Source organism: Streptomyces broussonetiae (assembly GCF_009796285.1).
Lineage (GTDB): Bacteria > Actinomycetota > Actinomycetes > Streptomycetales > Streptomycetaceae > Streptomyces > Streptomyces broussonetiae.
On the sequence record NZ_CP047020.1, the window covers coordinates 1,663,727 to 1,687,928 of the forward strand.

Sequence of the window (24,202 nt, forward strand, 5' to 3'; positions counted from 1 at the left end):
ACTCCTCAAGGAGGACGAAGCGCGGCTCACCGGACGCTCGGGAAAGCTGGAGCTGCTGGACGAACTCCTCGGCATCATCCTGGCGGAGGGTTCGGGGGTCCTCGTCTTCACGCAGTACGTACGCATGGCCCGCCTGCTCGAACGCCACCTGACGGCGCGCGGAGTGTCCTCACTGCTGCTGCACGGCGGGACGCCTGTCCCCGCGCGCGAGGCGCTGGTGCGGCGTTTCCAGGAAGGTGAAGTGCCGGTATTTCTGCTGCCGTTGAAGGCGGCCGGGACGGGTCTGAACCTCACCCGGGCCGAGCATGTCGTGCACTACGACCGCTGGTGGAATCCGGCGGTCGAGGCGCAGGCCACCGACCGCGCGTACCGGATCGGGCAGTCCCGTCCGGTGCAGGTGCACCGGCTGATCGCGGAGGGCACCCTGGAGGACCGCATCGCGGACATGCTCGGCCGCAAGGGGGAGTTGACGGACGCGGTGCTCAGCACCGGCGAGGCCGCGCTGACGGAGCTGACGGACGCGGAACTGGCCGCGCTCGTGGAACTGCGCGGGGAGGCGCGATGAACCGCCAAGGCGACGAGCACGCACGCGTGGCCGAGCGGACGTACGCCACAGCACCACCCGCGCGCGGGCGCGGATTCGCACGGAGCTGGTGGGGTCGCGCATGGCTGCGGGCCCTGGAGGACGCGGCCCTGGACGGCGCGGCGGTCACGGCGGGACGGCGCCTCGCGCGCGGGCGCGGTGGGCGCGATGACCGTGCGGCCGGGCCGGGTGACCGCGGTCGTACGAGAGCCGGGTGGTGCGGCCCACCGGGCCGACGCCCTGGTGCCGGAGCTGTCCGACCAGGAGTGGGCGCGGTTCATGGACGTGGTCGTGGAGCAGGCCGGACATCTGGCCGCCCTGCTGGACCGGGAGCTTCCGCCGCACCTGGTCGAGGACGCCGCGGTGAGCGGCATCGAGCTGTTGCCGGGCCTTGGCGAACTGGAGTCCGCGTGCGGCTGCGAGGCCTGGGACCACTGCGGGCACACCGCCGCGCTGTGCCACCAGATGGCGCGCGTGCTGGACGAAGATCCGTTTCTGCTCCTGCTGCTGCGCGGACGGGAGCGTGAGGTGTTCCTGGCCGAGCTTCAGGTACGCGGTACCGCGCCCCGGGCAGAACTCGCCACGCCCGAACCGGAGCCCGGGGGCGTGGACGCGGCGGAGGCGTGGGCTGCCGGGGACATCCTGCCCCCGCTGCCCGAGCTGCCCGGCCTCCCTCAGGCCCCGGGTACTCCACCGTCCCTCGACGCCGGGACGGCGGCGCCCGGGATCGATCCTGCGGCGCTCGAGCATCTGGCCGGGCGCACCGTCGTGGACGCGTACCGGCTGCTGGCGGAGGTACTTCACAATGACGGGCCGACCCCCGCGAACCTGACGGCCTCCCAGGACGCCGTGCGGCTTGCCTGCGAAGCGCCCGCCGGCGCCGTCACCGAGCGGCTGGCCGACGGGTCGGGACGCGGACGCGAGGGCTTGGCCGCCGCTGTCCGGGCCTGGCGCGCCGGGGGTGCGGCGGGCCTGGCCGTGCTCGACGAGGAGTGGCCGGTGGAGAGCGCAGCACTTGCACGTGCGCGCGTGGCGATCGAATCGGCCTGGGAGGCGGAGGACCGGCCGTCGTTTCACAGAAGCGGCAACCGGTGGACCGTCCCCGACGAAGGGGCCCAGCTGCGTCTGGATACCGACGGCGGCTGGTGGCCTTACCGGCACGAGGACGGCCGCTGGGTGGTGGCAGCCGGGCCGGACCCGGATCCGGCGGCAGCGCTGGCCGTGGCGCGGCTCGGCACAGAAGGGACGGCCGGCCAAGTCTTTTGACGTACCGCCATCACCGCACCCGCACCCGTCGATCCCCGACGGACTCCGACCGGCCTCCAGGCCGGTCAGGTGATCCGCAGCATTCGCTGAACATCGGGGAGAACGACCCGTGTTCCGGCCGTTCTCCCCGGCTCTTCCTCATGTCCCACTACAGGGCGGGCCTTCCACCCCTCGGTGAAAGCACGCGTGCGTGGCCGTTCAGCCACGTGCTCCGAGCAGGTGGTCCATCGCCAGCTGGTCGAGCCGCTCGAACGCCATGCCGCGTGCGGCCGCCGCTTCCACGTCGAAGTCCTCGAAGGCGGTGCGGTCGGCGAGCAGAGCCTGCAGGCCGTCGGCCGCGGTCGGTTGCGCCAGCTGGTCCAGGCGCGCGGCGCGCAACGCCTGCTGGACCTCCGGGTCGGCCCGGAAGGCGGCCGAACGCTCCTTCAGGATCAGGTAGTTGCGCATACAGCCCGCTGCCGACGCCCAGACACCATCGAAGTCCTCGGTCCGCGGCGGCTTGAAGTCGAAGTGCCGCGGTCCCGCGTAGCCGGCGCTCTCCAGCAGGTCGACCAGCCAGAAGGCCGACCTCAGGTCTCCGGCACCGAACCGCAGGTCCTGGTCGTACTTGATACCTGACTGGCCGTTGAGGTCGATGTGGAACAGCTTGTCCGCCCACAGGGCCTGGGCGATGCCGTGCGGGAAGTTCAGGCCCGCCATCTGCTCGTGCCCGACCTCCGGGTTGACGCCGTACAGCTCGGGGCGCTCCAGGCGCTCGATGAAGGCCAGCGCATGGCCGACAGTGGGCAGCAGGATGTCGCCACGGGGCTCGTTCGGCTTGGGCTCGATGGCGAAGCGGAGGTCGTAGCCCTGGGAGGTGACGTACTCGCCGAGCAGATCGAAGGCCTCCTTCATACGGTCCAGGGCCGCTCGCACATCCTTGGCGGCACCGGACTCGGCGCCCTCGCGCCCGCCCCAGGCGACGTAGGTCTTCGCCCCCAGCTCGACCGCCAGGTCGATGTTGCGGATGGTCTTGCGCAGCGCGTAACGGCGCACGTCGCGGTCGTTGGCGGTGAAGGCGCCGTCCTTGAAGACGGGGTGCGTGAAGAGGTTCGTGGTGGCCATCGGGACACTCATGCCGGTCGCGTCCAGGGCCTGGCGGAACCGCTTGATGTGCGACTCGCGCTCGGTGTCCGAGGCGCCGAAGGGGATCAGGTCGTCGTCGTGGAAGGTCACCCCGTGGGCGCCCAGCTCGGCCAGGCGCTGGACCGTCTCGACCGGGTCGAGGGCGCGGCGAGTGGCGTCGCCGAACGGGTCCCTTCCCTGCCAGCCGACGGTCCACAGGCCGAAGGTGAACCTGTCCTCGGGGGTGGGCTGGTAGCTCATGCCGCGGCTCCTTGTTGCGTTACGACTATTTCGTCATGGCCGTTTACAAATTAGTATGCCCGCGCACCGCTGGGAAGAGACAAGATGCAGATACCGCACAGCCGCGGAAGAGGAGAGCCCGATGTCAGCAGCCGAGGGTCCGCTCGTCGTCGGCGTGGACACATCCACCCAGTCCACGAAGGCGCTGGTCGTCGACGCGTCGACCGGGCAGGTGGTGGCGAGCGGCCAGGCGCCGCACACCGTCTCCTCGGGCGTGGGCCGGGAGAGTGATCCGCGTCAGTGGTGGGACGCGTTGTGCGAGGCGTTGCGCCAGTGCGGTGACGCCGCGCGCGAGGCCGCGGCGGTGTCGGTCGGCGGCCAGCAGCACGGCCTGGTCACCCTGGACGGGCGGGGCGAGCCGGTGCGTCCCGCACTGCTGTGGAACGACGTGCGCTCGGCGCCGCAGGCCCGCCGACTGGTGGAGGAACTGGGCGGGCCGAAGGCCTGGGCGGAGCGCACCGGCAGCGTGCCCGGCGCGTCGTTCACCGTCACGAAGTGGGCGTGGTTGGCCGAGGACGAGCCGGAGGCGGTCCGCGCAACGAAGGCGGTACGGCTCCCCCACGACTACCTCACCGAGCGCCTGACCGGGCAAGGCACGACCGACCGGGGCGATGCCTCGGGCACCGGCTGGTGGGCGTCCGGGGCGGAGGCCTATGACGAGGAGACCCTCGCGCACGTCGGTCTCGACCCGGCGCTGCTGCCCCGGGTGGTGCGGCCGGGCGAGGTGGCCGGCACCGTGCGCGACAGCCACGACCTGCCGTTCTCCAAGGGCACGCTGGTCGCCCCGGGGACCGGCGACAACGCGGCGGCGGCACTGGGACTCGGCCTGCGGCCGGGTACCCCGGTGCTCAGCCTCGGCACGTCCGGCACGGTGTACGCCGTCTCCCGGCACCGCCCGGCCGATCCCACCGGCACGGTGGCGGGCTTCGCCGACGCGCACGGGGACTGGCTTCCGCTGGCCTGCACGCTGAACTGCACGCTCGCCGTGGACCGCGTCGCGGCACTGCTGGGTCTGGATCGAGAGGCCGTCGAGCCCGGCGGCTCCACCACACTTCTGCCGTACCTGGACGGCGAACGCACCCCGAACCTGCCCCACGCGTCCGGGCTGCTGCACGGCCTGCGCCACGACACGACCGGGGGCCAGGTGCTCCAGGCCGCTTACGACGGCGCCGTGCACGCGCTGCTCGGCGCCCTCGACCTGGTCCTGGACGAGGACGCGGACCGCAGCACCCCACTGCTGCTGATCGGCGGTGGGGCCCGCGGTACCGCCTGGCAGCAGACGGTACGGCGACTGTCGGGACGGCCGGTCCAGGTGCCCGAGGCCAGGGAGCTGGTCGCTCTCGGGGCCGCGGCGCAGGCCGCCGGGCTGCTCACCGGCGAGGATCCGGCCGCGGTGGCGCGCCGCTGGCACACGGCGGCGGGCCCGGTGCTGGAAGCGGTGCAGCGGGACGAGGCGACGCTGGAGCGGATCACCGGGGTACTCTCCGACGCGGCCCCGCTGCTGGAGCGGGGGACGGACACCAGGCCGCACGCATGAAGCCGGGCGGCGGACACCGAGGATTGACGCAGGCATGACCGCACCGCTGCACGAGGGCCGCGCGCCGGGCGCCGGGCGCGCCCTGCCGGACACACAGCAGGGCATGCGTCGGCGCAATCTGTCCCGCGTGATGCACGCCGTCGGCGCCGAGGGTTCGCTGTCGCGGGCCGCGGTCGCCTCGCGCATCGGGCTGACGCGGGCGGCCGTGTCGACGCTGGTGGACGAGCTGATCCGCTGGAGGCTGCTGGAGGAGCTGGGTCCGGAGCGGCCGGGCCGGGTGGGCCGGCCCGGGTCGGCTCTCGCGGTGAGCGGCCGTGGACCGGCCGGGATCGGGGCCGAGATCGGCGTCGACCACCTCGCGGTGTGCGCGGTCGACCTGCGCGGCGCGGTCCGCGCCCGGGCCGTGCGGCGCGGGGGCAACCGGGGCCGGGCGCCCGAAGCGGTGGCGGCGGAGCTGACGAAGCTGGTGCGCCACATCGCCGCGGAGGCCGAAACGGAGGGGTTGTGGCCCGCCGGGCTCGCGGTCGCCGTGCCCGGGCTGGTGGCCCGGGACGGCCGCACGGTCGTACGCGCCCCGAATCTCGACTGGCACGACACCGACGTCGGCGCCCTGCTGCCCGGCGAGTGGCCGCTGACCGTGGACAACGAGGCCAACTACGGTGCCCTCGCGGAGCTGTGGCTGGGTGAGGGCACCCCGCGGGACTTCCTGCACGTGTCGGCCGAGATCGGCATCGGCGCCGCGGTCGTCGTGGACGGCGGGCTGCTGCGCGGCACCCGGGGCTTCGCGGGCGAACTGGGCCATGTACCCGTACAGCCGGACGGGCCGCCCTGCCCGTGCGGCGGCCGGGGCTGCCTGGAGCAGTACGCCGGCGAGGAGGCGGTGCTGCGGGCGGCGGGTCTGGAGCCGCGCGAGGACAGGGTGGGGCTGCTCGCGGGGCGCGCCGCGGAAGGCGACGAGAGCGTACGGGGGGCACTGCGGGACGCCGGTACGGCACTCGGCATCGCGCTGACCGGGGCGGTGAATCTCCTCGACCCCGAGACGGTGGTCCTGGGCGGTGCCCTGGCCGGCCTCTCCCCCTGGCTGCTGCCGTCCCTCGAGACGGAGCTGAGGAGCCGTACCGCCGGCCCGCCCTGTCCGGTGTCCGTGTCCCGTCTGGGTCCCGAGGGCCCCCTGCTGGGTGCGGCCCACTCGGTCGTCCGCTCCGTGCTGGACGATCCGGCGGCGGTGGCGGAGCGGTCGTGACGAGGCCTTCACGGCTCCGATGCCCCGGCCTCACTCGATCGGGTGATCGAGTTTTCCACAGGTCGCCGGCCGTCCACGGATCCGCCGTGCACCCTTCTGCGCAACCGGCCTGCGCCGTACCGTGATTCACGCGAAGTGCTGCCGACGGACCGTCATGGACCGTGCAGCGCTGTCGGAATGACGACCCTTCACAAACACGTCGGGCGGCAGCGGGCTGACACGTATCGGGGGCAGGCATGCACGGGGAGACGACCGGGGCACTGCGGCGCGACGCGATCGGGCTGCGTGAGGTGCTGTTCCAGAGCGTCACGGCGATGGCGCCGGCCGCCGCGGTGGCCGCATCGATTCCGTCGGGCGCCGCCTTCGCGGGCGGCAGCCTGCCGCTGGCCGTCCTGATCGCGCTGGTGGCCTGCCTGTTCACCGCCTCGTGCGTGGCCGAGCTGGCCCGGGAGTTACCGGCGGCGGGCTCGGTGGCCACATATGCGGCACGCGGGCTGCACCCGTCCGTCGGCTTCCTCGTCGGCTGGGCATACGTCTTCGTGGAGATGCTGGTCCCGCCCTTGCTGCTCCTGCAACTGGGCTTCACCGCGGCCGGCACGCTGCACGAGGAATGGTCCTCGTATCCGGCCGACCTGTGGTGGCCCTGGTCCATGGCCGGCGCCGCCGTGATCGCCGTGGCCGGATACCTCGGCGTGCGCGCATCGGCCCGTTTCGGGACCGTCCTCGGTGTCTTCGAGATCCTCGTCTTCCTGGTGTTCGCCGCCCTGCTCATCGGCAAGGCGGGCAGCGCCAACACACTGTCCGTTTTCGGCACTTCGCACACCGCGGACGGCTACGCCGGGTTCGGCGGCGTGTTCGCCGGTTCCGTGTACACCGTGCTGGCGTTCTCCGGTTTCGAGGCGGCGGCGCCGCTCGCCGAGGAGACCCGCGATCCCCGGCGGACGATGCACCGCGCGGTGCTCGGAGCGGCCCTGGGCATCGGTCTGTTCTATGTGCTCACGACGTACGCGATGACCGTCTACTTCGGCCCGGACCGCTTCGCGAAGTTCGGCGCCTCGGGCGAGGCCTCCTGGGACGGCGTCGCCCGGGCCTCCTTCGGCCTCTTCTGGGTGCTGGTGTTCCTGGCGGTGGTCAACTCCACGATCGCCAACGCCAACGCGTGCGCCAACGTCTCGACCCGCACGGCCTATGCCCTGGCCCGCGTCCGGGTCCTGCCCCGACTGCTCGCCACCCTGCATCCCAGCCACCGCTCCCCCGTGGCCGGTATCGCGGTGCAGACCGTCGTGGCGGTCGCGGCGGTGCTGGGGCTCGGCTTCGCCTACGACCCCGTGACCGCGTTCCTGCTCCTGGCCACGGTGATCGTCACGGTCGTCATGGGCGTCTACATCGTCGTGAACCTCGCCTGCGCGGGTTACTTCCTGCGAACCCGCCGGGCCGCGTTCAGGCCGGTGCGGCATCTGCTGTTCCCGGTGCTGGGCATCGCGGCGTTCGTCCCGGCACTGCTGACGGCCGCCGGCCTCCCGGCGTTCGACTTCGTCACCGAACTGACCGCGCCGGTGTCCTACGCGGGCCCCGTCGTCGGCGTCTGGATGGCGGCGGGCGTGGTCGTACTGCTCCTGCTGATACGCCGGCACCCCGAGCGCATTGCCGAGACCGCGCGCGTGCACCTCGAGGAGTACGCCCCGGCCGACCGTCGGCAGGACGGGACCGTGCCCGGCTGACCGTCGCGGCCCGCACAGCAGCCCTGCCTGGCAGGCCCCCGTCGTCCCCTTCCCACGACCGCCCTCTGTCAGAAGGGACCATCGCCACCATGACCGACCCCCGGATCCTCACTGTCCGCCCGGAACCGGACCAGTACGCCTGGACGTTCGGCGGAGCGGCACCCCTGGCGCGGATCGTGCCCGGCACGGTGCTCGACCTGTTCACGGAGGACTGCTTCGGCGGCCGGGTCCGCTCCGAGAAGGACCTGGTCTCCGAGGTCTGCGCATTCCCGTTCCTCAACCCGCAGACCGGTCCCTTCCACATCGAGGGTGCCGAGCCCGGCGACACCGTGGCCGTGCACTTCGTGTCGATCGAACCGGCCCGCGACTGGGCGGCATCGACGACGGTCCCGTTGTTCGGCGCGCTCACCTCCACGCACACCACGGCCACGCTCCAGCCTCCACTGCCGGAGCGGGTCTGGATGTGGCAGTTGGACCGCACACGGCGTACTGCCCTGTTCCAGGCGCAGGACAGCGACATCGAAGCAGAGCTGCCGCTGGACCCGATGCACGGCACGGTCGGTGTCGCCCCCGCCCAGCTGGAGGTGCGCTCGGCCCTGGTCCCGGACGCGCACGGCGGAAACATGGACACACCCGAGATGCGGGCGGGCGTCACCTGCTACCTGGGGGTCAACGTCGAGGGCGCGCTGCTCAGCCTCGGCGACGGGCACGCCCGGCAGGGCGAGGGCGAGACCTGCGGGGTGGCCGTGGAATGCGCCATGAACACCGTGGTGATCGTGGACCTCCTCAAGAACGTCGCCACGCCGTGGCCCCGGCTGGAGTCGGACACCCACATCATCTCGACCGGATCGGCCCGCCCGCTGGAGGACGCCTTCCGGATAGCGCAGCTCGATCTGGTGCAGTGGCTGGTGCGCGACTACGGGTTCAGTGCGCCGGACGCGTACCAATTCGCAACCCAGACGGTCGAATCGCCGTTGGCCAACGTGTGCGACACGAACTACACGTGCGTGGCCAAGCTCCGCAAGGAGTGGCTGCCCGCGAGGGAGACCTACCGGGGCATGCACGCGCGGCTGCGGGAGACCGCACGCGACCTGCGCGGCTGAGGCCGGCAACGCCTCCGCCCAGCCCCTCCCCCGCCCCCCACGATTTCTGAAAGGCACCGACGATGGACATGGACCCGGTCGGCCCGGCGCAGTCGCAAGAGCCGGCATCACCAGCGCGCCCGGCCCCGTTGCGCCTCAGCAGACGCAGACTGCTGAAGGGCGCGGCGCTCGCCGCCGTCCCCTACGCCCTGCTCCCGGATCCGCTGGCCGACGCACAGACCGAGCCCGTCGACTATCCGCCCGCCGAGTGGCGGCCGGCCAGCAGTTCCAACTGCACCTCGTCCGACCGGCCCGACAGCTATGCGATCGACCGCGTGATCATCCACGTCACGCAGGAGACGTACGGCAACACGCTGGCCATCTTCGCCGACCCGCAGAAGAAGGTGTCCGCGCACTATCTGGTCCGCTCGGCGGACGGGCACATCGCCCAGTGCGTGCACGAGGCCGACATCGCCTGGCACGCGGGCAACTGGGACTACAACACCCGCAGCATCGGCATCGAGCACGAAGGGTGGGTGGACCAGCCCTCCTATTTCACCGACGCCCTGTACGAACAGTCGGCCAGACTCACCGCGGCGGTCTGCGACGCGTACGGCCTTCCCAAGGACCGGGAGCACATCATCGGCCACTATCAGGTGCCGGGCACCGATCACACCGACCCGGGGCCGAGCTGGGACTGGGTCCGCTACATCCGGCTGGTCAACTTCGCCTAGAGCGCCGAAGCCGGTCGAACCGACGTCGAACAGGTTGTCCGTGCGAACACTGCGAGTGACGATGGTCCCCGTCGCAACACTGCCCTTTCACCGTCCGGGGAGGCCGAGTTGACCGATCCGTGGGTGGCTCTGGAGCCGGGAGCCGACCCGGCCGAGCGGGTCCGTGCGCTGCGTCGGGCCCACGAGACCTTCACCACCGTGGGCACGGTGCCGCGCCCGGTGCGGTCGGTGGTGGCGGAGTCGTGGCGGCGCAGTGCCCGGGCGGGTGTCGGGCCGGACGGCACCGCATGCGTGGAGCTGACCGACGGCGACCTCGGTGCCTACCGGGCGGAGCACCCGCTGGCCCGGGTGATGCCCCTGGTCCGAGAGCTGATGGGGACCTTCGCCGCCGACGGCGAGCATCTGCTGGCGGTGTGCGACGCCCACAGCAGACTGCTGTGGGTCGAGGGGCATCCGGCGACCCGGCGCCGGGCGGACGGGATGAACTTCGTGCCGGGGGCGCGCTGGTCGGAGACGGCGGTCGGTACCAACGCCCCGGGCACCGCGGTCGCCGTGGACCGGCCGGTGCAGGTGTTCGCCGCCGAGCACTTCATACGCCAGGTGCAGCCGTGGACCTGCGCGGCCGCACCGGTGCACGACCCGCGTACCGGTCGAGTGCTGGGCGCGGTGGACATCACCGGAGGTGACAGGCTGGCGCATCCGCACAGCCTCGGGTTCGTGCAGGCGGTGGCGCGGGCTGCGGAAGCACAGCTCGCCCTGCTCGGGCCGACGCTGAGCAGCGGGGACACCGCGCTGCTCAGCGCGCTGGGACGGGACGAGGCCGAACTCGTCCTGGACGGCCGCCGGACCCGGCTCAGCCGGCGGCACAGCGAGATCGTCCTCCTGCTGGCCCGGCATCCGGAGGGGTTGAGCGGTGACGCACTGCTGTGCGCGCTGTACGCGGACGAGTCGGTGACCCCGGTGACCCTGCGGGCCGAACTTGCCCGGCTGCGCAAGCTGTTGGGGCCGGGCGCGCTCGCCTCGCGACCGTACCGGCTCATGGCCGCGGTCGAGTCGGACGTCGCCGTGGTGGAGCGGCGGCTGGGGGCGGGGGCGCTCACGGCGGCGGCGGAAGCGTACACCGGGCCGCTGCTGCCCGGTTCGCAGGCGCCGGCGATCGTACGGCTGCGGGACCGGCTCGCCGACGGGCTGCGCACGGCGCTGATCGCGCACCGCGACCCGGACCTGTTGGCGGACTGGGCCCACGCGCCCTGGGGCGAGGACGACGTGACGGTGTGGCGGGCGCTCGCCGTGGTGCGACCCACGGCCCCGGTCCGGGCCCGGCTCGCCGCGCTGGAGACCGAGCTGACTGCTTCGACGGTCCGGGCACCGGGGCGGACGTGCGGCGCAACCTATCTGCAACGTCCGCCCACCTAGCCTCGCGCCCGACAGCTGCCCAACGGCGGGCAGCGCTGCACCGGGAGGCAGACCAGGATGACTCGTTACGCGGCGCCGGGCACCGAAGGTGCGATCGTCTCCTACCAGGCGCGTTACGACCACTTCATCGGCGGGGAGTACGTGCCGCCGGTGCGCGGGCAGTACTTCGAGAATCCGTCGCCGGTCAACGGGCAGCCGTTCACCGAGATCGCGCGCGGCACCGCGGAGGACGTCGAGCGGGCGCTGGACGCGGCGCACGAGGCCGCGCCGGCGTGGGGCCGTACGTCGGTGGCGGAGCGCAGCGACATCCTGCTGAAGATCGCGGACCGGATGGCGGCTCATCTGGAGCCGCTGGCGGTGGCCGAGAGCTGGGAGAACGGCAAGCCGGTGCGGGAAACGCTGGCAGCCGACATTCCGCTGGCGATCGACCACTTCCGGTACTTCGCGGGGGCGATCCGGGCGCAGGAGGGGTCGCTCGGCGAGATCGACGACGACACGGTGGCGTACCACTTCCACGAGCCGCTCGGGGTCGTCGCGCAGATCATCCCGTGGAACTTCCCGATCCTGATGGCGACCTGGAAGCTGGCGCCGGCGCTCGCCGCGGGCAACGCGGTCGTCCTCAAGCCCGCCGAGCAGACCCCGGCGTCCATCCACTACTGGGTCGGCCTGATCGCGGATCTGCTGCCGCCGGGTGTACTGAACATCGTCAACGGCTTCGGGGTGGAGGCGGGCAAGCCGCTGGCATCGAGCCCGCGGGTGGCGAAGGTGGCGTTCACCGGAGAGACCACGACCGGGCGGCTGATCATGCAGTACGCCTCCGAGAACATCAAGCCCGTCACCCTCGAACTCGGTGGGAAGTCCCCGAACATCTTCTTCGACGACGTGTGGGCGCACGACGACGACTTCCGGGACAAGGCACTCGAGGGCTTCACGATGTTCGCGCTCAACCAGGGCGAGGTCTGCACCTGCCCGTCCCGGGCGCTGATCCAGCGTGGCCACTACGCGGACTTCCTCGAGGCGGCGGTTGCCCGCACCCGGCAGATCAAGCCGGGGCACCCCCTCGACACCGACACGATGATCGGCGCCCAGGCTTCCAACGACCAGTTGGAGAAGATCCTCTCCTACCTGGACATCGGCCGGCAGGAGGGCGCGAAGGTCCTGACGGGTGGTGAGCGTATCGAGCACGACGGCGAACTCAAGGGCGGTTACTACGTCCAGCCGACCATCTTCGAGGGCGACAACCGCATGCGGATCTTCCAGGAGGAGATCTTCGGCCCGGTCGTCTCGGTCGCGTCCTTCGACGACTTCGACGACGCAGTCAAGATCGCGAACGACACGCTGTACGGGCTCGGCGCGGGCGTGTGGACCCGGGATGCCAACACCGCCTACCGTGCGGGCCGCGCGATCCAGGCGGGACGGGTGTGGACCAACTGCTACCACGCCTATCCGGCGCATGCCGCGTTCGGCGGCTACAAGCAGTCCGGGATCGGTCGCGAGACGCACAAGATGATGCTGGAGCACTACCAGCAGACGAAGAACATCTTTTGTAGCTACTCACCCAAGAAACTTGGATTCTTCTAGGGTGCTTGAAGTCGGCGCTGAGCTGGGAATTCCCCACCGGAGCCCATTTACCTCCACCTCATCACGCGCGGCCCATTTGTAGTAATTGCCCGATTCGTCACGCTGGCGCCGACTTCCTGAGCCGCCCTTCTGGACCAGTCACGGACCAAACAGCGGGCCACCTGGAGGCGGCAAGCCAATCGCCAGAGGCAGGGCATCGAACAATGCACGGTTCGGTGCGAGCCACCCGTCCCCGGCAGCGACGGCGGTAGGGATCTGCCCGATCCCACCGGGGACGGCCAGGCCGGAAAGACCGGCTACAGCGCCACGATGACCATTTACTGACTGCGGCTCGTCAGGGTGAACTCGCTCGAAGTCCCTGATGGGCTGGCAGTGCTGGCTGTATCTGGTGGTGTGTGAGATATGGGGATGGGGGCGGGCTGTCTGCTGCGGGACGGCGGCGCCGGGAGACGGTACGGAATCAGGCGGCCGAGCTGTTCGAGCAGAAGATCAAGCCGCTGGAGGTGGCACGGCGCCTGCGGGTGAGCCCGAAGTCGGCCTATCTATGGCATCAGCTATGGCGGGACGGCGGTGTTCGGGCTCTGGCCTCCCGTGGCCCGAGCGGATCGCGGTGCCGGCTGTCCCCGCGCTGCCTGGAGAAGCTGGCCGCGTACCTGGAGGAGGGGCCGGCTGCGCACGGCTGGGACCAAGACCAGGTGTGGACCGGTGCGCGGGTGGCGACGCTGATCGGCAGGAAGTTCCACGTCTCCTACAGCGTCTCGGGGGCCACCCGGCTGATGCGCCGGCTCGGGTTCACCCCGCAGGTTCCTGCTCGCAGAGCCGCGGAACGCGACGAGCAGGCCATCGCCGTGTGGAAGGAGGCGACGTGGGGGGAGGTAAAAGCGCCCGGGCGGCCTGTGACGGCTTCATCTGCTTCGAGGACGAAGCCGGGTTCACCCGCAGGCCGCCGAAGGGCCGCACCTGGGGCAGGCGGGGCATCACCCCGGTCGTGAGAGTGTCCGGCCGCCGTTCGGGGAGGGTCTCCGTCGCCGGGCCGATCGCGACGCGTCCGGGCTCGAGGACCCGGCTGTGCAACCGGCTGCGGCTGCACACCGGACGCAAGGGCGAGCGCTGCAGCCTGTCCGAGGACGACTACATCCGTCTGATCGACGGGATGCACCAGCTGGTCAAGGCACCGATCGTGCTCGTATGGGACCGGTTGAACACCCACGTCTCCCACACCATGCGCGAGCTGATCGAGGCACGGGAGTGGCTGACGGTGTTCATCCTGCCCTCCTATGCACCCGAACTGAACGCGGTCGAGTACCTGTGGGCCCACGTCAAACGCAGTCTCGCCAACCTCGCGAGCGTGGCTCTCGACCGGCTCGAGGCCCTCGTCCGCAACCGACTCAAACGCCTCCAGTACCGCCCGGATCTCCTCGACGGTTTCGTTGCCGGGACCGGACTCTCCCTCGACCTCCCACCACCATCACCCTGAAGCGCCGAAATCAGTATCCGTCCCCCGGACACGTAGCGCAGAGACGTCACCCATCAGGTGAACCGCACAGCCCCTACACAAGGGCGCCGCCTCCCGATGACCTCGGACCCGCAGGGTCACAGCAGACGACGCACACGCTTTGCACCCCCAACACCTCTGTCCATGGCGGCGGCGGTAGCCCCCGGCTTCCGGTACGTCGTCGACGTCAACCTCCGGAACCCGCAGCCGAGCCTGCCTGTGGCCGAACCCAAGTGGGTCACCGTCACGGACATGGACCTGGTCACATACCGGATGCCGTTGGTGATCTCCACTCGAGCCCCCGCTCACCCACAGCAAGTGACTGCCTGTCATCCCCTGAGGTGGGTCACAAAATTCCAACTCGGCGATGACCCGCTGCGTGGCGTGCAGCGTGTTACCCGCGCCGCAGGCAGCAGGCAGCGCGCCGACGGGTCGAGCGGTACGACGCGTGCCGGGCCAGTTCGCGTCCGACCATGGCGGCGAACGCCTCCCGGCCGTAGCGGGCGGCCCTGGGTACGGTGGCGAGCAGCGCGTCCGCCGCCCGCCTGGGACTGCCCCTGAGCGCGAGGACCGCGACGGCGGTGAGCGGGGCGGATGGCGCCAGCCGTCTCTCCCATTGCTCCACGGGCCCGGGTGGCCGGGTCCTGGCGCGCAGGTGCCGCGCCGGCCGTGTGCGCGGTACGCACTCCGGGCCCGAGCACAGGTCCCTCTCGCGCCGCTCCCACACCCGCCGCCGGGCGCGGACCTCGCCGAGCAGCAGCAGCCGGTGCGCCGCGTCGACGGCGGGCATGCCGATGCCGGCGCAGAGCCCGTTGACGGTGGCACCGGCCAGCGACAGCAGCAGATCGGTCCGTACGGGGCCGACACGCCGCATCAGCGGTCGGCGCAGCTCCCGCTCGAGCTCCAGCGCGGCGACCGCCGCGGGCACCGCGCGTGGCAGCAGCCGCAAGACCCGCTGGACGACCCCGGCGGCGACCGCCGCGCAGTCGACCAGCAACTCGGCCGCCACGGCCGCAACGGGAGCGTCGTCGCCCGGAGTGACGGCTGGGCCCAGGCGAACTCCTCGTCCTGCACCCCTTGGGCTTCTTCCACGGCCCTGACCATGTCCAGGAGCCGGTCGAGGCCGACCCTGCGTTCGTCGAACGAGAGCAGGACCTGGCCGGTGACCGCGTTGACCTCGGCCCATCGCACCCCGTTCAGCCCCCGCAGGCGCGCTGTTCGACCTGGCCGTCGCCGAGGACACCACCCCGATGGCCGACCTGGTCACCTGGCGGTCCCAGTTCGGCCCTCCGGTCACCGTCCGCCCCGACACCGCCCTCGGCGAGGCCGCCGACCAGCTGGTCGACTCCCGCGCCACCTCACTTCTGGTGGTGGACGACTCCGACCGGCCCGTCGGCCGGATCCTCGCCGACGGCCTGCTCGACTACCTGCTGCCCGAGCGCGGGCGCCTGCACTTCCGGAGGTTCCTGCGGTGACCCGCGATCTGGACACCACAACGGCCGCACCCGCCGCACCCGCCACGCGGCGGCGGGGCCTGGGCCGTCTCACCGTGGTCGCCGCGATCGCCGGTCCGGGCCTGGTCGCCGCGAACGCCGGCAACGACGCCGCCGGCATCGCCACCTACGCCTCCGCCGGGTCTCAATACACCTACGGCACGCTGTTCTTCACGGTGCTGCTCGCCATCGCCCTGGTCATGGTCCAGGAGATGGCCGTCCGGCTCGGTGCCCACACCGGCAAGGGCCTGGGCGCACTGATCCGCGAGCAGTTCAGCCTGCGCCTGACCGGCCTGGCGGTGTTCTGCCTGCTGCTGGCCAACACGGGCCTGGTCGTCAGCGAGTTCGCGGGCATCGGCGCCGCCTTCGAACTGCTCGGTGTGCCCAAGTGGGCAGTGATCCCGCCAGCGGCGATCCTGCTGTGGTCGCTAGTACTGTTCGGCTCCTACCGATGGGCCGAACGCATCTTCCTCATCATGTCGCCGGCGTTCTTCGCCTACCCGATCGCGATGATCCTCGGCCACCCGCACTGAGGCGAGGTCGGCAAGCACCTGGTGATCCCGCACATGGAACCCAACAAGGGCTTCATCCTGCTCGCGGTCGCCCTGATCGGCACGACCGTCAGCCCGTACATGCAGTTCTACGCCGCCGCAGGTGTCGTAGACCGCGGCGCGAAGCCCGAGGACTAGCGGCTGATCAAGCTGGACGCCGTGATCGGGGCGGTGTTCGCCTGCATCATCAGCCTGACGATCATCATCGCCACCGTCGCCGCCATTGGCGACACCGGTCCGCTGGACTCCGCCGCCCAGGCCGCCGAAGCCCTCAAACCGGTCGCCGGCCAGAACGCCGAAATCCTCTTCGCCGTGGGTCTGATCGGCGCCAGCGCCCTGGCCGGCGCAGTCGTACCGCTGTCGGCCAGTTACGCGGTCGGCGAGGCTGCCGGAGTGGAACGCTCCGTCTCCCGCAGCTTCCGCGACGCCCCACTGTTCCTGGGCCTGTTCACCGCCCAGATCGTGCTCGGCGCCGCGGTGGCGATGACCCCGGTGAACGTCATCCAGCTCCTGATCGGCACCCAGGTCCTGCAGGGCCTGATCAGCCCCACCGTGCTGGTCTACCTGCTGGTCCTCACCAACCGCCGTTCCGTGCTCGGTGCGGCGGCCAACGGCCCTCGCTACCGGATCGGCGCCACCATCGTGGTCGTCGGCGTCGCAGGCATATCCACCATCCTGCTCGTCCAGACCGTCCTCGGCTGGTTCGGTCTCGGCTGATCCCACCCCGAGGAACCCGCCAAGTCCGGCCGACCGGACCCAGATTGCGGCTACGGATCGGCCGGGAAAACATTCCGGGGCCGCCGCACAGGGGCCACTCGGGGGCTGACCAGGCGCAGACTGGAGCTCGAGGCCGAGTACTGGCGCCTTCTGGCGGCCGGGGTGGGCAGCGTCGAGGCGTGCAGGCAACTCGGCATCGGGCGCAAGACTGGCTACCGGTGGCGGGCTGAGAACGGTGGCCTGCAACCGGACTATCTCCCGGAAGCCTCGCGCTCGGGTCGGTACTTGTCGCTGCTGCAGCGACGCGGTCGAGGCGTCCAGTGCGTCGCACAAGTCCGCCACTCCCTCATCCACGTCCCGGTTGCGCGCCTTGACGATTCCGTCGGTGAACAGGGCGAGCACAGTACCCTCAGCGAACTCGAACTCCGCGCTCTCGAAGGGCAGCCCACCGATGCCCAGCGGGGGGCCTATCGGCAGGTCGAGCACTTCAGCCTGTCGGGCCCCTGCCCCCCGGCCGGCAGCGACCGGCGGGAGGTGGCCCGCGCTGGCCATGGCGCATGTACAGGAGGTGGGGTCGTATACGGCGTAGAGGCAGGTCGCTCCCAGCGCCCTGTCGGTCCCCTCGTCGCCCGGTGTGCGGTGTACGCCGACTCGTGTCTGACCCACCAAGTCGTCGAGTCGGGCGAGGAGTTCGTCCGGTGGAAGGTCCAGGGCGGCCAGTGCGCGCACGCTGGTGCGCAACCGGCCCATGGTGGCTGCGGCGTCCACTCCGTGCCCCACCACGTCGCCGACCACCAGTCCGACCCGGGCGCCCGACAGCGGAATCACGTCGTACCAGTCGCCCCCGACTCCGAGAGGACCGGCGGCGGGGATGTAGCGGTCCGCGACCTCGATTCCGCTCGACTGGGGTAGCGCTCGCGGGAGGAGGTCACGCTGTAGTTTCAGCGCCGTGGTGTGCTCGCGGATGTAGCGGCGAGCGTTGTCCAGGCACACCGCGGTGCGCGAGGTCAGTTCTTCGGCGAGGGCGCGATCCTCCTCGGTGAAGGGTGCACGGGGCGGCTGCCGCAGGAGGGTGACCGTGCCGAGCGTAGTGCTGCCGAGGAGCAGAGGCAGGGCCAGCAAGCGTTGGTGCGCAGTCGTCGAGCGGATCCCGATGGCACCGAGCAGTACATCACTATTCGTGATGTCGGAGTTACTCTTCGTGCGCTGTGTCATGAGCCGTAGCCCCGCCGGTGCGCCAGAAGCGTAGGACGGGACTTCCTCTCCTCCTAGGACCGACTCCGCGACCTCGATCCGTACGGAGTCGGCGAATTCCGGAACGACGAGCCCCGCGAGTTCCTCCGCCGTCTGCCTGGCGTCGAGCGTGGTACCGATCCCGCTGGCGCGGCCGAGCAGGGCCAGGCGAGTCTGCGCTTCGTAGCGGTCGGTGACATCGACGGCCGCCTCGCAGATGCCTAGGGGGTGGCCCGCCTCGTCCTGCAGACGGAAGTAAGAGCATGAGTAGACCTGGTAGTACTCGGAGGCAGCGGGGGTGGGCCCGCGCCAATGGACGTCGAGCACCGGTTCGCCGCTGCTCAACACCTCGTTCAGGACCTCGTCCATGTCGTGGTATCCCGGAGGAGAGAGGATCTTGCCGTGCGGATAGAGCACAATGTGGGGCCGTCCGAACCATTCACCGGCGTGCCAGCCCATGGCCTCCTGCACAGCCTCATTGACCCACTTGAGTCGGGTATCGGGGCCGTAGACGCTCAGCCCCACGGGCGCCTGTGTGAAGAGCCGGGACAACATCGACTGGTCCGTCATCCGCTCCTCGTAGCGGTCGCTTGCCACCGCCATCACGACCCAGGCGGGCCTCCCCTGGCCCTGCTCCACCGGAAAGATGCGCAAGACCGTCTCCGCCAGCGACCCGTCCGGGCGTCGAACGGTACGGGTCTCGGTCCGGGCGCCCCCGGATGCCGGTGCCCCCGGTGCCTCGAACCCTTGCAGCGTGTCGGCCCGGGCCCGAACGTCCCGCAGCACCTCGCTCACCGGACGATCGAGCACGTCACGGGTGTCAGCACCGTAGAGACTGCTGGCTCCAGGACTCCAGCCGGTCACCCTCCCCCGCGCATCCACCACGATCATCGCTGCCGTAGGCGTGTCGAAAGGGCTATGATGACCGGTCTCACGTGATGCGCGCATCATGCACACGACCTGCCAAGTACTGGAACGTCTGGAATCAAGGCTACGCCTGGCTCCCGCGGCGCGTCTTACGCCCCAGGTCACCGCCACTGCGATCCCGGGACATCGCGCATCCCCCCGGCTGAGGGAGACAGTGCTCCTGTTCGCGAAGTAGTGCGTCACCGCCCCTGTCGTGCACCCGGCGCACTGTGCCACCTTGCGCAGCGACGCGTTGGCACACCCCTCCTTCACGATCACCCGAAGCCGCCGTCTTCAGTAACTCGGCTCACTTCGCCACATGGTCACCGGTCGGAGGCCACGCCGCACGACAGACCCTGTCAGGGCAGTTCAGCGCGCATGGCATGCGCTATGACCTCTCCGATGAGTACGGCTGTCGCCGCTGGGCCGCGCAGTGGGGCCGTGGGCAGGATCGAGGTGTCGGCGACGCGGAGACCGTGCACGCCGTGGACTCTTCCGTACTGGTCGACCACCGCATTCGCGGTGTCCGGGCCCATCGGTGCGGTCCCGCATGTGTGGTGAGCGGTGCCGATGTTCCGGTTGATCCATCCGTCCAGTGCGTGATCGCAGTTGAGCACGTCCGGACCCGGTTGGAGCAGTCCGTGGGAGATTTCGTCGAAGGCCGGTGTGGTAATGAGTTCCGCGGTGGCGCGCACGGCTTCGCGCAGGCGGCGGCGGTCCTTGGGGCTGGCGAGGTAGCCGTACTCGATACGCGGGGGCGTCGCGGGATCCGCGGACCTCAGGGACAGGCGGCCGGTCCTTCCAGGTGACTGGACCGAGACAAGGAAGGGCAAAGGCGCGCCGGGCACGGTCGTCGTGCCGCCGACGAGTCCTGCCAGGGGGACCAGCGACTGCAGGATCTCCAGGTCACCCGGATGGGTTCCGTCCGAGGAGGACAGGTGCAGGCAGCCGCCCAGCCAGGAGCCGTGCGGCGCGCCCAGTTCCCGCCGTGGGGACCACTCCAGGACGAGCTGAGGGTGGTCGCTGAAGCGGGTGCCGACCGCCGGGGCATCCACGGCGACGGGGATGCCGAGCCGCTCCAGGTCGGCTCGCGGGCCGATGCCGGACAGCTGGAGCAGTTGCGGAGTGACGAGGGAGCCGGCGCACAGGACGATCTCGCCGCCACAGAAGACGGTCTCTTGCCCGTTTTGGCGTACGGCGACTCCCGTGGCGCGACCGTTGCGGATGACGATCCTGCTGACGGGGCAGTCGCCGAGCGCGGTGAGATTCGGGCGCCCCAGCGCCGACAGCGCATAGGTGAGGCCGGTGTTGAGCCGCACACCGTCGACGGCGTTGCACGGGACGGGGCCGAAGCCCGGCGGCGCCTGGTCGTTCTTGTCGGGTTCGAGCGGGTGGCCGAGGTGGTCCGCCGCGTCGCGGAAGGCAACTGCGGCAGGGTGGGCGAGGGATGCGCGGCGTACCAGCACCGGTCCACAGCCGCCGTGCAGGTCGTCGGCGCCGTGGTCGAGGTCCGTCTCCAGGGCGCGCAGCCAAGGGAGCATCCGGTCGTACGTCCAGGCCGGGTTGCCCGCTGCCGCCCAGCGGTCGAAGTCTGCGCGCCGGGCGCGGACGAAATAGCCGCCGTTGACGGTGGTCGAGCCACCGAGGTGGCGCCCGCGGACCACCGTGTAGGGCCGCTCGGGCGTGAGGTGCGCGGCGTACCGCTGGACGGCCCGGTGGTCCGGCTGGGCTCCGGGAATCAGCCGCGCGTCGAGCAGCTCGAGCGCGAAATCGCGGAGACGGCGCGGAAACGGCCCTGCTTCGACGAGGAGTACGGTGCGTCCGGCGTCCTCGCTCAAGCGGGCCGCCAGCGCGGCACCGGAAGCCCCTGCTCCGACCACGATCACATCCGCGGACGTCCGGTCCGTGGTCTCAGCCACCAGTACGTCCCGACGGAGGCGTGACGCCATCGGCGGAGAGCCACCACAGTCTCGGACGGAGCGGCTCGGTGGTGCGCTCCCGGATGCAGCCCTTCCAGACACCGAGGCTGTAGGCCAGGTCGTCGGCGAGGCGGGTGACCGTCCAGGGCAGGACCGGAAGTCCGGGGCGGCTCCGTCGGTGTTCCAGGAGCGGGGGCAGAAGGGCGGCTGCGGCCAGCGGGAGCCTCAGCCGGGGTACGGCTGCGGCCAGCGGCAGGGCCAGTGGCCACCAGGTGCGCGTCACGGCACGGCCGAGTTGTTCGCCTGCCAGCAACGTGCCGCCTCCGCTCAGCCGGGCCGCGGTGGCCCACGGTCGATCCGACCAGGCCGCGAGTCTGCGCGCCAGCAGTCCGGTCGTTCCCGCCGTGACCAGGGCACCTGCGAGCGGCCGTCGTGCCAGGGCGAGTCCCCAGGCGAGCGCGCTCCAGCCGGCCATCGACGTGGCCGGGAGCGTGCCCGGGTGCCGGGCGGCCAGCGGTGCGGCGGAGGTGCCGTACTGGATGCGCTGGGCCAGCCACTGGTGCGGACGCGTCCGGTGCCGGTGGGCCACGGTGGCGGAGGGGTCGTAGCGGACGTGGTGACCGTCGGCCGCGAGCCGCCACACCAGGTCAACGTCCTCCCCGACGCGCATCGTCTCGTCGAAGCCCCGGCCCACGGCGGTGCGCCGCACCACCAACGCGGCGCTGGGCACATAGGGCACGTGCGAGCCGGGTCGTACGAGTGACTCCCTGGGCCCCATGTCCAAGGCCGAGCGCGCACATTCGTAGGCCGCGAGGAAGCCACGTCCCGCTCCCTCTGCCACGATGCGCGGCGCCACCGCGGCCACGGCGGGGTCCGCGAAGTGCGGCAGCAAGGCGTCGGCCCATGCGCGGGTCGGCAGGCAGTCGGAATCCACGAAGGCCACCAATTCGGTGGTGGCGTGGGCGAGTCCGGTGTTCCGCGCGGCCGCCGGGCCCCCGTTCACAGGGCGACGGACCAGCCTGGCGCCGGCCGCCCGCACGACGTCCGCAACCGCGCCGGGGTCGGCCGAGGCGTCGTCCACGACGATCACCTCCGGTCCGCCGCTCAGGCCGGCCAGACAGCGGGCGAGGTGCCCGGCCCGGTCCCGGACCGGTACCACGACCGTCACGGACGGGCGCGGTGCCTCGGACGGCGGTACGGGGTGCATCATGCCTGCCTGGACCAATCGACGGGCCAGCAGTCCGGTCGCTCGCCCTTCCCCGACCGGCTTCCCGTCGAGCCACGCGCTCACGACTGGCACGGCGCGCGCCGTCAGCCGCATCAGCCGGTACGGGGAGCCTCCCAACAGGACCCGCCCGTCCCGCAGCAGACGCAGTCCGGGGTCGGGGCGCAGCCGGAAGACCGCGGGGAGTGGGGGAACGTCGATCACCAGGTGTCCTCGAACATCGAAAGGCCGGGCGACCAGCCTTCACCCGCTCGTCTCGACGCGTCGATCCCCCAGGTGGGCAGCAAGTGCGGCGCACCGACCCGCTCACGGCACCGGGGATACCTACCGTCACCCTGCGCCGCGACACCGGCCGCGCCGTGGACAACGAAGGGAACCTCCATGACCGACAACTCACAGACCTCGACCGCTGACCGTCTCCCCGCCGAGGACGACCAACTGATCGAGGAGGACCTGCTTGTCGAGGACGTGTCGATCGACGGCATGTGCGGCGTGTACTGAGGCGGGGACACCATGCCCACGCACAGGAACGGGTCCGAGCGGTTCGACCTGGAGGCGGCCTGGGCCGTGCACCCCCAGGTCGCCGTTCGTCCGGAGCCCTTCGGGGCGCTGCTCTACCACTTCGGCACCCGGCAACTGTCCTTCCTCAAGGACCGCCGGCTGCTCACCGTCGTACAGGAACTGGCCCACCGCCCGAGTGCGGCGGAAGCCTGCCGGGTGGCAGGCGTCGACCCCGCCGAGTCGGGGCGCTACCGCGACGCGCTGGCGCAGCTTGCGAAGTCCCGGATGATCACCGAGCGCACCGGTCCGCCGAGCCGCGGTGACGCTCATCTGCAAGGAGAGGACGCGCGATGACCGTGCCTTCCGTAGCACCGCCGAGCCCGGCCCGGACGGGCCGCCTCGTGGACCATTTTCAGCACGGCCTCGAAGCGCCGATCTGTCTGACCTGGGAGCTCACCTACGCCTGCAACCTGGCCTGCGTGCACTGCCTGTCCAGCTCCGGTCGGCGCGACCCGCGCGAGCTGACCACCGACGAGTGCAAGATGGTCATCGACGAGCTGGAGCGCATGCAGGTCTTCTATGTCAACATCGGCGGCGGCGAGCCGACCGTGCGCCCGGACTTCTGGGAACTGGTCGACTACGCCACCGCCCACCAGGTGGGCGTCAAGTTCTCCACCAACGGCGTCAGGATCACCCCGGACGCCGCGCGGCGGCTGGCTGCCAGTGACTATGTGGACGTCCAGTTGTCCCTGGACGGGGCGACGGCCGAGGTCAACGACGCCGTACGGGGCGAGGGTTCGTACGCGACGGTGCTGCAGGCCATGGAGAACCTTGCCGCGGCGGGCTTCGCCGGGTTCAAGATCTCGGTCGTGGCCACCCGCCACAACATCGGGCAACTGGACGCGTTCAAGGCACTCGCCGACCGGTACGGGGCACAGTTGCGGCTGACGCGGCTGCGGCCCTCCGGCCGGGGCGCCGACGTGTGGGACGAACTGCACCCCGCAGCAGCGCAGCAACGGCAGCTCTACGACTGGTTGGTCGAGCACGGCGACGAGGTGCTCACCGGGGACTCGTTCTTCCATCTCTCCGCCTACGGCGAGGCGTTGCCCGGGCTGAACCTGTGCGGCGCCGGGCGGGTGGTGTGCCTGATCGACCCGGTCGGTGAGGTGTACGCCTGCCCGTTCGCCATCCACGACGCCTTCCGCGCCGGAAACGTCCGCGACGAGGGCGGGTTCACCCGGGTATGGCGCTCCTCGTCGCTCTTCCAGGAGCTGCGGCAGCCTCAGACGGGTGGCGCCTGCACGAAGTGTTCCGCCTTCGACGCCTGCCGTGGTGGGTGCATGGCCGCCAAGTTCTTCACAGGACTACCGCTCGACGGCCCCGATCCGGAATGCGTCCAGGGACACGCGGAGGCGGCGCTGGCCGGCGACCGGTCGTCCGCTCCCCGGCCCAGCGAGGACCACTCCCACCGGGGGCCGGTGCGCGGGCAGCCCGTCCTTCTCGGCCTGCCGGTTCGGCGGGAGAGCCGGCCCACGCGCATGTGCGACGAAAGTCCTCTGGCCTGACCGAAAGGCCGCTCGGTCCACGAAAGAAAG

Annotated in this window: 18 protein-coding genes and 3 pseudogenes; 16 read left to right on the forward strand and 5 right to left on the reverse strand. The window is 71.2% G+C overall.

What is annotated here, in order from left to right; genetic code table 11:
- Position 1 precedes the first annotated feature (1 nt).
- A pseudogene (locus GQF42_RS07880) lies at positions 2-565 on the forward strand (DEAD/DEAH box helicase); the annotation flags it as partial.
- Positions 562-1,849 (forward strand): annotated as a pseudogene (locus GQF42_RS07885) (SWIM zinc finger family protein). The pseudogenes GQF42_RS07880 and GQF42_RS07885, both read left to right, overlap by 4 nt.
- 198 nt (positions 1,850-2,047) lie before the next feature.
- Here GQF42_RS07885 and xylA read toward each other — a convergent pair.
- Positions 2,048-3,214: a xylose isomerase gene (gene xylA / locus GQF42_RS07890; protein WP_158918935.1), complete on the reverse strand. Its 1,167-nt coding sequence runs from the start codon at positions 3,212-3,214 to the stop codon at positions 2,048-2,050.
- 121 nt (positions 3,215-3,335) lie between these two features.
- Between xylA and xylB the strand changes: the two genes are divergently transcribed.
- The 8 genes from xylB (at position 3,336) to GQF42_RS47970 (ending at position 14,044) form a co-directional block, all read left to right on the forward strand.
- The gene (gene xylB / locus GQF42_RS07895) at positions 3,336-4,790 is read left to right on the forward strand and encodes a xylulokinase (RefSeq protein ID WP_158918936.1); all 1,455 of its coding nucleotides are present in this window, start codon (positions 3,336-3,338) and stop codon (positions 4,788-4,790) included.
- 34 nt (positions 4,791-4,824) lie between these two features.
- Positions 4,825-6,033, forward strand: coding sequence for an ROK family transcriptional regulator (locus tag GQF42_RS07900; RefSeq protein WP_158918937.1), 1,209 nt, complete (start codon positions 4,825-4,827; stop codon positions 6,031-6,033).
- Positions 6,034-6,269: 236 nt separating this feature from the next.
- Positions 6,270-7,754 carry an APC family permease gene (locus GQF42_RS07905; protein ID WP_158918938.1) on the forward strand — a complete coding sequence of 495 codons (1,485 nt, stop codon included), beginning with the start codon at positions 6,270-6,272 and terminating at the stop codon, positions 7,752-7,754.
- Between the two features lie 89 nt (positions 7,755-7,843).
- Positions 7,844-8,857 (forward strand): acetamidase/formamidase family protein, encoded by a 1,014-nt coding sequence (locus GQF42_RS07910; RefSeq protein ID WP_158918939.1) that lies wholly within the window; start codon positions 7,844-7,846, stop codon positions 8,855-8,857.
- Positions 8,858-8,925: 68 nt separating this feature from the next.
- Positions 8,926-9,570 carry an N-acetylmuramoyl-L-alanine amidase gene (locus GQF42_RS07915; RefSeq protein ID WP_158929909.1) on the forward strand — a complete coding sequence of 215 codons (645 nt, stop codon included), beginning with the start codon at positions 8,926-8,928 and terminating at the stop codon, positions 9,568-9,570.
- 108 nt (positions 9,571-9,678) lie between these two features.
- Positions 9,679-10,986, forward strand: a complete 1,308-nt coding sequence (locus tag GQF42_RS07920; protein ID WP_158918940.1) for a GAF domain-containing protein — start codon at positions 9,679-9,681, stop codon at positions 10,984-10,986.
- 57 nt (positions 10,987-11,043) lie between these two features.
- Positions 11,044-12,567 carry an aldehyde dehydrogenase gene (gene adh, locus GQF42_RS07925; protein ID WP_158918941.1) on the forward strand — a complete coding sequence of 508 codons (1,524 nt, stop codon included), beginning with the start codon at positions 11,044-11,046 and terminating at the stop codon, positions 12,565-12,567.
- A gap of 395 nt (positions 12,568-12,962) precedes the next feature.
- Positions 12,963-14,044, forward strand: a protein-coding gene (locus tag GQF42_RS47970; RefSeq protein WP_435866653.1) for an IS630 family transposase whose coding sequence is annotated in 2 segments (ribosomal slippage) — positions 12,963-13,448 and positions 13,451-14,044 — 1,080 coding nt in all. Because the reading frame shifts where the segments join, the coding sequence is not laid out codon by codon here.
- A 412-nt stretch (positions 14,045-14,456) separates the two neighbouring features.
- On the opposite strand, the gene GQF42_RS07940 is transcribed toward GQF42_RS47970, so the two are convergent.
- Positions 14,457-15,071 (reverse strand): hypothetical protein, encoded by a 615-nt coding sequence (locus GQF42_RS07940; protein ID WP_158918942.1) that lies wholly within the window; start codon positions 15,069-15,071, stop codon positions 14,457-14,459.
- A 241-nt stretch (positions 15,072-15,312) separates the two neighbouring features.
- Here GQF42_RS07940 and GQF42_RS07945 point away from each other — a divergent pair, with 241 nt between their 5' ends.
- The 3 genes from GQF42_RS07945 to GQF42_RS47980 all read left to right on the forward strand — a co-directional run bounded on the left by GQF42_RS07945 (position 15,313) and on the right by GQF42_RS47980 (position 16,823).
- A complete protein-coding gene (locus GQF42_RS07945; protein WP_055706085.1) occupies positions 15,313-15,537 on the forward strand; it encodes a CBS domain-containing protein in 225 nt (74 codons plus the stop codon).
- Positions 15,534-16,088: a divalent metal cation transporter gene (locus GQF42_RS47975; RefSeq protein WP_199272605.1), complete on the forward strand. Its 555-nt coding sequence runs from the start codon at positions 15,534-15,536 to the stop codon at positions 16,086-16,088. Before GQF42_RS07945 ends, GQF42_RS47975 begins: the two co-directional genes overlap by 4 nt.
- 189 nt (positions 16,089-16,277) lie before the next feature.
- Positions 16,278-16,823: a divalent metal cation transporter gene (locus GQF42_RS47980; protein ID WP_435866655.1), complete on the forward strand. Its 546-nt coding sequence runs from the start codon at positions 16,278-16,280 to the stop codon at positions 16,821-16,823.
- A 366-nt stretch (positions 16,824-17,189) separates the two neighbouring features.
- Here the strand turns inward: GQF42_RS47980 and GQF42_RS45755 are convergent.
- From GQF42_RS45755 to mftF, 3 genes and pseudogenes are all read right to left on the reverse strand, one after another.
- Positions 17,190-19,007: pseudogene (locus GQF42_RS45755) on the reverse strand (SpoIIE family protein phosphatase); the annotation flags it as partial.
- Between the two features lie 314 nt (positions 19,008-19,321).
- Positions 19,322-20,881, reverse strand: a complete 1,560-nt coding sequence (gene mftG / locus GQF42_RS07965) for a mycofactocin dehydrogenase MftG (RefSeq protein ID WP_233273288.1) — start codon at positions 20,879-20,881, stop codon at positions 19,322-19,324.
- Positions 20,874-22,310: a mycofactocin biosynthesis glycosyltransferase MftF gene (gene mftF, locus GQF42_RS07970; protein ID WP_233273289.1), complete on the reverse strand. Its 1,437-nt coding sequence runs from the start codon at positions 22,308-22,310 to the stop codon at positions 20,874-20,876. Before mftF ends, mftG begins: the two co-directional genes overlap by 8 nt.
- 177 nt (positions 22,311-22,487) lie before the next feature.
- Here mftF and mftA point away from each other — a divergent pair, with 177 nt between their 5' ends.
- From mftA to mftC, 3 genes are read left to right on the forward strand one after another with little or no spacing between them, the layout of a single operon-like run.
- Positions 22,488-22,607 (forward strand): mycofactocin precursor MftA, encoded by a 120-nt coding sequence (gene mftA, locus GQF42_RS07975; protein ID WP_158918944.1) that lies wholly within the window; start codon positions 22,488-22,490, stop codon positions 22,605-22,607.
- Positions 22,608-22,619: 12 nt separating this feature from the next.
- Positions 22,620-22,961: a mycofactocin biosynthesis chaperone MftB gene (gene mftB, locus GQF42_RS07980; protein ID WP_158918945.1), complete on the forward strand. Its 342-nt coding sequence runs from the start codon at positions 22,620-22,622 to the stop codon at positions 22,959-22,961.
- Positions 22,958-24,172, forward strand: a complete 1,215-nt coding sequence (gene mftC / locus GQF42_RS07985; RefSeq protein WP_158918946.1) for a mycofactocin radical SAM maturase — start codon at positions 22,958-22,960, stop codon at positions 24,170-24,172. The genes mftB and mftC overlap by 4 nt, the downstream gene beginning before the upstream one ends.
- The last annotated feature ends 30 nt before the right edge of the window (positions 24,173-24,202 follow it).

Coding starts and splice junctions, on each gene's coding strand:
- xylA (WP_158918935.1), bottom strand. CDS start 3,214: ATGAGCTACCAGCCCACCCCCGAGGACAGGTTCACCTTCGGCCTGTGG.
- xylB (WP_158918936.1), top strand. CDS start 3,336: ATGTCAGCAGCCGAGGGTCCGCTCGTCGTCGGCGTGGACACATCCACC.
- GQF42_RS07900 (WP_158918937.1), top strand. CDS start 4,825: ATGACCGCACCGCTGCACGAGGGCCGCGCGCCGGGCGCCGGGCGCGCC.
- GQF42_RS07905 (WP_158918938.1), top strand. CDS start 6,270: ATGCACGGGGAGACGACCGGGGCACTGCGGCGCGACGCGATCGGGCTG.
- GQF42_RS07910 (WP_158918939.1), top strand. CDS start 7,844: ATGACCGACCCCCGGATCCTCACTGTCCGCCCGGAACCGGACCAGTAC.
- GQF42_RS07915 (WP_158929909.1), top strand. CDS start 8,926: ATGGACCCGGTCGGCCCGGCGCAGTCGCAAGAGCCGGCATCACCAGCG.
- adh (WP_158918941.1), top strand. CDS start 11,044: ATGACTCGTTACGCGGCGCCGGGCACCGAAGGTGCGATCGTCTCCTAC.
- GQF42_RS07945 (WP_055706085.1), top strand. CDS start 15,313: ATGGCCGACCTGGTCACCTGGCGGTCCCAGTTCGGCCCTCCGGTCACC.
- mftA (WP_158918944.1), top strand. CDS start 22,488: ATGACCGACAACTCACAGACCTCGACCGCTGACCGTCTCCCCGCCGAG.
- mftB (WP_158918945.1), top strand. CDS start 22,620: ATGCCCACGCACAGGAACGGGTCCGAGCGGTTCGACCTGGAGGCGGCC.
- mftC (WP_158918946.1), top strand. CDS start 22,958: ATGACCGTGCCTTCCGTAGCACCGCCGAGCCCGGCCCGGACGGGCCGC.